At 45.9% G+C, this 7701-nt stretch carries 9 protein-coding genes, 2 tRNA genes and 1 pseudogene; 11 read left to right on the forward strand and 1 reads right to left on the reverse strand.

The window, feature by feature from the left end; all coding sequences use genetic code 11:
* From RMO27_RS22560 to RMO27_RS22580, 5 genes and pseudogenes are all read left to right on the forward strand, one after another.
* A pseudogene (locus RMO27_RS22560) lies at nucleotides 1-261 on the forward strand (IS1 family transposase); the annotation flags it as partial.
* Nucleotides 262-527: 266 nt separating this feature from the next.
* A complete protein-coding gene (locus tag RMO27_RS22565) occupies nucleotides 528-938 on the forward strand; it encodes a hypothetical protein (RefSeq protein ID WP_309736780.1) in 411 nt (136 codons plus the stop codon).
* Between the two features lie 38 nt (nucleotides 939-976).
* The gene (locus RMO27_RS22570) at nucleotides 977-1306 is read left to right on the forward strand and encodes a hypothetical protein (RefSeq protein WP_309736781.1); all 330 of its coding nucleotides are present in this window, start codon (nucleotides 977-979) and stop codon (nucleotides 1304-1306) included.
* Nucleotides 1296-1700 carry a hypothetical protein gene (locus tag RMO27_RS22575; RefSeq protein WP_309736782.1) on the forward strand — a complete coding sequence of 135 codons (405 nt, stop codon included), beginning with the start codon at nucleotides 1296-1298 and terminating at the stop codon, nucleotides 1698-1700. Before RMO27_RS22570 ends, RMO27_RS22575 begins: the two co-directional genes overlap by 11 nt.
* Before the next feature lie 107 nt (nucleotides 1701-1807).
* Nucleotides 1808-2158 (forward strand): hypothetical protein, encoded by a 351-nt coding sequence (locus RMO27_RS22580; RefSeq protein WP_309736783.1) that lies wholly within the window; start codon nucleotides 1808-1810, stop codon nucleotides 2156-2158.
* Nucleotides 2159-2179: 21 nt separating this feature from the next.
* Here RMO27_RS22580 and RMO27_RS22585 read toward each other — a convergent pair.
* A tRNA-Ile gene (locus tag RMO27_RS22585) sits at nucleotides 2180-2262 on the reverse strand.
* Between the two features lie 146 nt (nucleotides 2263-2408).
* Between RMO27_RS22585 and RMO27_RS22590 the strand changes: the two genes are divergently transcribed.
* The 6 genes from RMO27_RS22590 to RMO27_RS22615 all read left to right on the forward strand — a co-directional run.
* Nucleotides 2409-2482: transfer RNA gene (locus RMO27_RS22590), tRNA-Val, on the forward strand.
* Between the two features lie 148 nt (nucleotides 2483-2630).
* The gene (locus RMO27_RS22595) at nucleotides 2631-3737 is read left to right on the forward strand and encodes a site-specific integrase (RefSeq protein WP_309736784.1); all 1107 of its coding nucleotides are present in this window, start codon (nucleotides 2631-2633) and stop codon (nucleotides 3735-3737) included.
* A 2-nt stretch (nucleotides 3738-3739) separates the two neighbouring features.
* Nucleotides 3740-3871, forward strand: a complete 132-nt coding sequence (locus tag RMO27_RS22600) for a hypothetical protein (RefSeq protein ID WP_309736785.1) — start codon at nucleotides 3740-3742, stop codon at nucleotides 3869-3871.
* A gap of 228 nt (nucleotides 3872-4099) precedes the next feature.
* Nucleotides 4100-4381: a hypothetical protein gene (locus tag RMO27_RS22605; RefSeq protein ID WP_309736786.1), complete on the forward strand. Its 282-nt coding sequence runs from the start codon at nucleotides 4100-4102 to the stop codon at nucleotides 4379-4381.
* Between the two features lie 197 nt (nucleotides 4382-4578).
* Nucleotides 4579-5142, forward strand: coding sequence for a restriction endonuclease subunit S (locus RMO27_RS22610; protein ID WP_309736787.1), 564 nt, complete (start codon nucleotides 4579-4581; stop codon nucleotides 5140-5142).
* Between the two features lie 113 nt (nucleotides 5143-5255).
* A partial coding sequence (locus RMO27_RS22615) for a DEAD/DEAH box helicase (RefSeq protein WP_309736788.1) occupies nucleotides 5256-7701 on the forward strand: 2446 nt, incomplete at its 3' end.

The following is a 7701-nucleotide window of genomic DNA, read 5'->3' on the forward strand; positions in this document are numbered from 1 at the left end:
GCTGGAAATGTTATTTTTATGTCACAGATGGATGGCCAGTTTATCCGATGTTTGTTCCGTGACCGAGACCAAATTATCTGTAAAACTTATATGACCAGAGTAGAGGGAGAAAATCCAAGACTTAGACACTATTTAGCTAGATTTCATCGCAAGACACTTTGCTATTCTAAGTCAAAAGAAATGCTGGCACATTCAGTTAGATTACTAGTTCACTATCTCAAGTTCTGGGATGTTCCCGTTTCATATTCAGCTAACTATTAAATGTAGCCAAAGCTTCTATCCCATTTTGAATAATATTTGTCCGCCTCGATCGCTACATCATACATCAATTCAGCAACGCCGGATTTAGTACCCGCACTCTACATACAACGGACGAGGAAACGACCTTCGAGTTTACTCGCCCCCAAATCATCACCGCGATCGATGCTCTAGTAACTCGTGACGATCTAGCCGATCGAGTACTGGGGGCACAACTATTAGAGATTACTGAAGACAAGAGACTGCCCCAAGCCGAACTAAATGCAAAGGTGGCAGCAGCTAGACCCAGAACTTTAGGGGCACTACTTACAGCACTGAGCCAAACATTAGCTCGGATTCCCGAAACTAGAGCCAAAACCCAAAATTTACCTCGAATGGCAGACTATGCCCTATTTGCGATCGCGAGCGAGCAAGCAATTGGATTAAAAGAAGGCGATTTTATGAAGGTATTCAACCGGATCCGAGAGGAGTCCAGACGAGTAGTAATCGAGTCATCACCTGTTGGTGAAGCGATCGTTCGCCTCATGGAGAATACCGATCTAGTCTGGAAAGGCACCGCGTCCGAGTTACTAGAGGAATTAGCAAATCATACCGATCCAGCTACTTATCGAAGCTTGCGCGCCGTCTTCGGCGGTCGCGACACTTCCCCAAGGCGCATAACAGCCTCAGCCGTCAACTAAATCGGTTAGCACCCGATCTAGAAGAACAGGGCATCAAAGTGGCATATTTCACCGAAGGTCGCAAATGCACCAGAGTTATCTATCTAGAAAAAGCTGTAAAAATGTCTGGATCGTCTGCACCGTCTGTACCGTCTGCGGATAGCCTCAATGCCGATCGGGGCAAGAGTTCTCATCGAGACGATCTGGCAGACGATACTCGCAATACAGACGATAAGCAGACGATCGACCCAGAAGGTATCGTCTGCGCTAAGACGACAGAGGAGCGAGACTTTACCAATCTTGCAGACGATACGAGCGATGCAAACGATCGAAATACGCCATTTTCTCATATCGATCTTGAGAATTTGGAGGTGGAGTATGAGTGTTGATATTCAGATCGGTTCGATCGTCTACGGACGCAGTGGGAATCCACTAAGAGTTGCCTCGGTGGACAAAGATCTAGTGCTGATAGCTGGTGAATCCGGTTACAGAAAGATTCATCGTTCGGCAATCTTGAAAGTAGAGTCACCCCAGATATCGAATCGCATCCAGATCGGCGATCGAGTATGGCGAAATTCTCACTCCAGCCCGAAATATCCGCAGGCTTGGTTTAGGAATGGGGTTAACAAAATTCCAAGCGTAGTCCCAGCAATTGAATCTGCGACAGTCGAACGTTTTAGTCTTGATGACGTGTGGATAAAAACAAAGAATGGCGAACTCTATCACGTCACCAGAACAGCCTTCGAGATCGGAAACTGGGGGTGGGAAAGGACTCATCCATAACTAGCCTTATTTCCGCTCCGATCGGTCGTTGGCGGAAAGCCCGCTCGCCTGGAGACTCGACCCAAATTTTAGCAGCATTGAAAACATACAAATTGAAAGTAATAAGTATGTCTAATCCCGAACTAGCCCTGTTACGACAACAAATGGCTTTATTGGAAACTCGCGTTAAGTATCTAGAAAAACCGCCCCAGCAGCAGTGGGTGACAAGCTCTAAGGCCGCCCAAATTTTCGCAGGCAAGATGAGTTCCTACCAAATCCGCAAGGCGATCTGTCATGCAATAGCCAAGCCTGAAGACTCACTGTTGATCGCTGGTACGCATTTTCTACTCATTCCGAATTTAGATGGCGACGATTTGAGTCAACTAGATGGGGAATCGAAGAACGTTGAGTATAAAATCAATATCCCCAAATGGGAGGAATGGATGATTTCAACTAGCATGTCACTAGGCACAGATTAGGCACGAGCCTTTATTGTAAAGTCCAAGGTACAGGAATCGAACCTGTCTAGAGCTTCCGCTCGCGGATTATGAGTCCGCTGCCTAAACCGATCGGCCAACCTTGGAGACATTGGATTATCTTAACATCGAGTACTAACAATTGACTATGCTCGATCTTTTTTGGGTCATCTGGATCGTAACTCGATCGATCGATGCAAAAATTTGAGCCTTGACGCATCAGATTTGTTAATGTTATACTAAGGAGCCGCAAGGACGTATAGCTCAGTTGGTTAGAGCGCATCGTTGACATCGATGAGGTCCGCCGTTCGAGTCGGCGTACGTCCATAGGGTTGGAAAGGTTGATAAATAAGGGTTTCTGGGAAGTACTATAACTTTTCAGGAACATTTGTATTGTCAATAAGCTTTTTGCTAAGTGGGTTAAGGGGTGTTAATGGGGGTCAATTTTACCCCGCTCATTACCCCGCTTAATTTAATGAAGATTCAAATCGAAAACCATGAAGGTCGGCTGAGATTGCGCTGGCACGATGGAGACAAGAGACATACTCTCGCTCTTGGTGTTAAAGATACACCTGTCGGTCGATCGCTAGCTCAGATCAAGAAAGCTGAGATCGAACTAGATTGGCAGACTGGACACTACGATCGCACTTTACTTAAATATCGCCCTCGAACGATTGGTAAGACTGCGACTGAGATATTAGCACCCGAACTCTTTCGGCTGTTTGGCGAACACCAAGCCAAGTACAAAGGCGTTTCTAGATCGTCGATCGAGTCTCGCTATAAACCGATCGTCAGAATGCTCGAAAAGTACCTCAATCAACCCGCTCACACGATCGGGAAGCGTCAGGTCGATAATTTTGTGGCGATCTGTCAAGAAACCATCTCTGGTCGCACTGCGAAGGAACGGTGCTGGTTGATTCAATCGTGTTGGGATTGGGCTAAAGATAAGTACCATTTGGCTCCCGATAATCCTTGGGTGGATGCTGCTGTAAGGTTCCAGATCTTACCAAGACAGCAGGTTAAGCTCTTTACCATCGCAGAATTACAGGCAATTCGAGCCGCGATCGCCAAACAGCCCCAATATCGCTATTACTCTGACTTTATTTCATTTCTGACTAATACAGGCGTTCGATTTGGTGAGGCTGCTGGTTTACGGTGGAAGCATTTGGGGGCGGACTATACCACCGCTTGGATTGGTGAAAGTATCAGTCGCGGACACCATAGCCTGAAAACCAAGACAGGTAAGGCTCGAACGATTCAGATCTCGCCAACATTGCAAGCGGCTCTAGTGATGCGATATCAGAAATTACAGCCCAAACCTGATGACTTGGTGTTTCCGGCTCCTAAAGGGGGTGCGATCGACGATAACCGCTTTCGAGCGAGGTGTTGGAAAACAATATTAGAAATCTGCAACATCGAGTATCGCAAACCCTATGCGTTGAGACATTCTGCCATTTCTCACGCCTTAGCTAATGGTGCAAATCCGATCGCGTTAGCTGAACAAACTGGGCATGATAAACGGGTTTTGCTTGATACTTATGCTCACGCGATCGCTAAAGAATATCTATTTGTGGAGGTTTGATTATGGAAGGAGATAAAACATATTTTGGATTAGATAATCCAACTGATATGGAAATAGCACTTCATTCTTTTAACGATTTAGTAAGCAATGATTCGATCGAGAGAGAAGCTTTCTACAGTTTTGCGGAAGAGTAAGCTTTCCAATATTGAAAAGACAGATCATCGAGGTAAATGGATACGATCGAAATCTAGACAACGTAAAGACAGACTAATTTCGCAGAAAACGCCTGAAAACTTTGCTCAGTAATAAACACAGGAGTTCTTTAACATCACATGATTGCCTTGGTATTTCATTTTAAGATGGCTTTACCCCTAAAAACCCACTTTTCCAGCCCTGTCCACACTAAAACACGGAGTTCGCCTATGACCGATCGTAAAAAAATCAGAGATCCAAAATTAACAGCATTTCCATTCGTGCGAACGAAAGAGATGGTTGCCAGTAGCGGCTTGTCAGCCGACACACTGAAGCAACTTCGGCGTGAAGTTTTGACGGAGAAAATCTACTGGTTTCATCCGCCTGGTAGCGTTCGCGTGTTGTGGAATCTTCGGATCGTCTTGGACTGGCTCATAAATTCTGATACGCCAGCTCATCAAAAAGCGATCGAGGCTTACACCAAAAGTCTTCCTAGCTCGGATGCTGCCTAAGAAAAATCGCCCTCTTCAACAATTGACAAATGGCGAAGAAACATAAAAACCACTCTCAGTTTATGCAAATTTATCTCCCCATGCCAAGGGGATGTAATTCCTCTCGAAAGGGAAGACCCCCAGAGATTCCACAAAATCTGGGGGTCTTCCACCTAGCATCCAAAGGGGTTTGGGGCTGGGTCGGCTTAAAAAACTTAGTGACTTTTGTTCGGCCCCCACTCAAGCAAAAAGTATCAGGTGATAGCAATACTGAAGCAGGTATTGAAGCTTTGGAGATAACGATCGGTGATTTCACCGAATATGGTTATGCTCAGAATCCAACTCGTGTAGTCACTATTGAAAAAGGTAGCAAAACCGATCCTAATTATTTTCTCGAATCAGGAGATATATTAATCGCAGTCAAAGCCAATACAGGGAAAGTGTCAATTGTCTCTAATGCAGCAGATCTAACAAAGGATATTCCTTGGGTTGTCAATCAATCTTGTCTGATTTTGCGCTGTAAAGATAAGATCCAACCTAAAGTTTTGTTCATGTATTTATCTTCAGAAATGGGTCAATATCTACTGCGATCTATTAGTTCTGGTGCGACTATCCCGCTAATTCAGTTAGCTCGATTGAAGGAATTACAAATCGTTATCCCTCCACAGCAAGAAGCAGAGGCGATAATTCGAGATTTCGATCGACTGGTCGAACTTCAATCACAAATAGAGACAGTCAAACAACAGCAAAAGACACTGAGTAGCTTCCATTGGAGTTTGTAGAAGTACATAGCCTCGCCGTCAGGTCGATCGAACTTGGATGCAGAGAATAGACCGGAGCTTCAGGTTGGCAAGATAATTGAGGTACGATCGAAAAATCAGTACTCAAATTAAAAATGACAATCCAAAGCTCGATTGCCCCTGGAGCCAGAATATTGTGTCGCGATGCGGAGTGGTTGGTGAAGTCTACCAGCCGCTCTACTGATGGTGGCAGGGTAATTGAAGCGATCGGGGTATCGGAGTTTATTCGCGGTAGAGCGGTGAGGTTCATTGAAGAACTCGAAACTGACTTGGAAGTGCTTCAGCCCGAACATACCCAGCTAATTGCCGATCGTTCTCACGGTTACGTGGAGAGCTTACTATTTATCGAGTCTCACCTCCGGCAAACGGTACCAGAAGACGGCAAAACCTACGTGGGACAGCAGGCGGCGATGGATGTGATGGATTATCAACTCTATCCTGCTTATAAGTCTCTGGCGGCACCCCGACAACGGATTTTGATTGCTGATGCAGTGGGGTTGGGGAAGACACTGGAATGCGGGATTTTGGTGTCCGAGCTAATTCGCCGCGATCGCGGGAAGCGGATTTTGGTTGTCACTAACAAATCGATGATGGTGCAGTTTCAGAAGGAATTCTGGGTGCGGTTTACCATTCCGCTGGTGAGATTGGACTCTGGCACGATTCAACGGATTCGGCTGCAAATTCCTGGCAACCATAATCCCTTTCACTACTACGATCGGACGATTATCTCGATCGATACACTCAAGCAAGATCGGGAGTATCGGGTCTACTTAGAACAGGCGCATTGGGATATTATCGTCATCGATGAGGCGCATAATGTGGCGAAACGGGGTCAAGGAGCCTCCCAACGGGCGAAGTTAGCCGAACGGTTGGCAAACAGATCGGATACGCTGATTCTGCTGTCTGCTACGCCCCATGATGGTCGTCCAGAGAGTTTTGCCAGTCTGATGAATATGCTCGATCCGACCGCGATCGCCGACGAGTCAGATTACACGAAACAAGACATCGGCGATCTCTATGTCCGGCGGTTTAAGAAGGATGTATTGCGGGATCTACGACTGAGTATTCCCGAACGGCAAGTAGCACCAGTCGAAGCTCAAGCTTCAGAGGTAGAAGAACGAGTATTTAGGGCGTTAGAACAGCTTCAATTGGGAGGAATCGATGGTAATCGTAAGGGTAAGCAGTTATTTAAAACTACTCTGCTCAAGTCTTTTCTCTCTAGTCCAGCAGCTTGTTTGGAGACTGTTAATAATCGATTAAAACTGCTGAGGGGTAGCGTAAATAGTACCGATCCAGATCTGCATGAATTAACAGATCTAGCCCAGATATTGGAGCAAGTATCGATCGAGCAGTTCAGTAAATATCAGCGATTATTAAAATTAATCCAGGTAGATTTTGATTGGAATGGCAAAGATCCCCAAGACCGCTTGGTAATTTTTACCAGTAGATTAGAAAGCTTGAGATTGCTCAAGGAGCGATTGACGATCGATCTTAAACTCAAGCCAGAAGCGATCGCGGTATTAGAAGGCAGTATGCCAGATACCGACCAGAATCAGGTGGTTGAAGCTTTCGGGCAAGAAAATTCTAAGGTGCGGATTTTACTCGCCACCGAAGTAGCTTCGGAGGGTTTAAATTTACATTATCTCAGTCATAAATTAATTCACTTTGATATTCCGTGGTCGTTAATGACGCTCCAACAGCGGAATGGCAGAATTGATCGCTATGGGCAAACCAGAGCACCCCAAATTCGCTATTTGCTCACGCGATCGCAATTAGAACGGATGGATGAGGTCGAACGGATTATCAAAGTATTGTTAAACAAAGACGAGCAAGCGATTAAGAATATTGGCGATCCTTCGGTATTTATGGGCGTATTCGACGCTCAAGCAGAGGAGGAATATACCGCCCAAACGATCGAGTCGGGGGTATCTGCGGCAGAATTTGAGGCACAGTTAGAAACCAATGCAGCCAAAGGATGCGATTTCGATATCTTTGCTTGGTTTGAAAATCCCGATGACACTAGCCTGAATACCACTGAGGAGGAGGTATTATCGCCCACAGTCGAGCAGGGCAAGAGCTTGAGCTTGTATGATTCTACCTATGATTATGTAGCTACCGCCCTGCAAGCACTGGATACACCCATCCCCAATCTAAATATCCAACCAGATCGAAGATCGATCGAGTTACAAATACCCGCAGAATTGGAGCGACGCTATCAACGACTACCACCAGAAATCCGTCCGTCAGATAAACAACTATTACAACTCAACGATCGACCGAGTGAGATCATGCAAGCATGGGAAGAAGCTCGTCGCCTGGAAACTAGTTTTCCCCAGCAGCAATATTTGTGGGATTTACATCCGCTCGTCGAATGGCTCAAGGATCGGGGGTTGTTTCGATTCGGACGACATCAGGCTCCCGTTATCGAGTTGAATAGTGGTTTAGCTGCGGGAGAATCAATATTTATCCTATGGGGGAGCTTTGCCAATCAGCGGGGTAAAACCTTGATGAATCGCTGGTTGGGGGTAGTATTCAACGGGA

The organism is Chamaesiphon sp. OTE_75_metabat_556 (genome assembly GCF_031378165.1).
GTDB lineage: Bacteria > Cyanobacteriota > Cyanobacteriia > Cyanobacteriales > Chamaesiphonaceae > Chamaesiphon.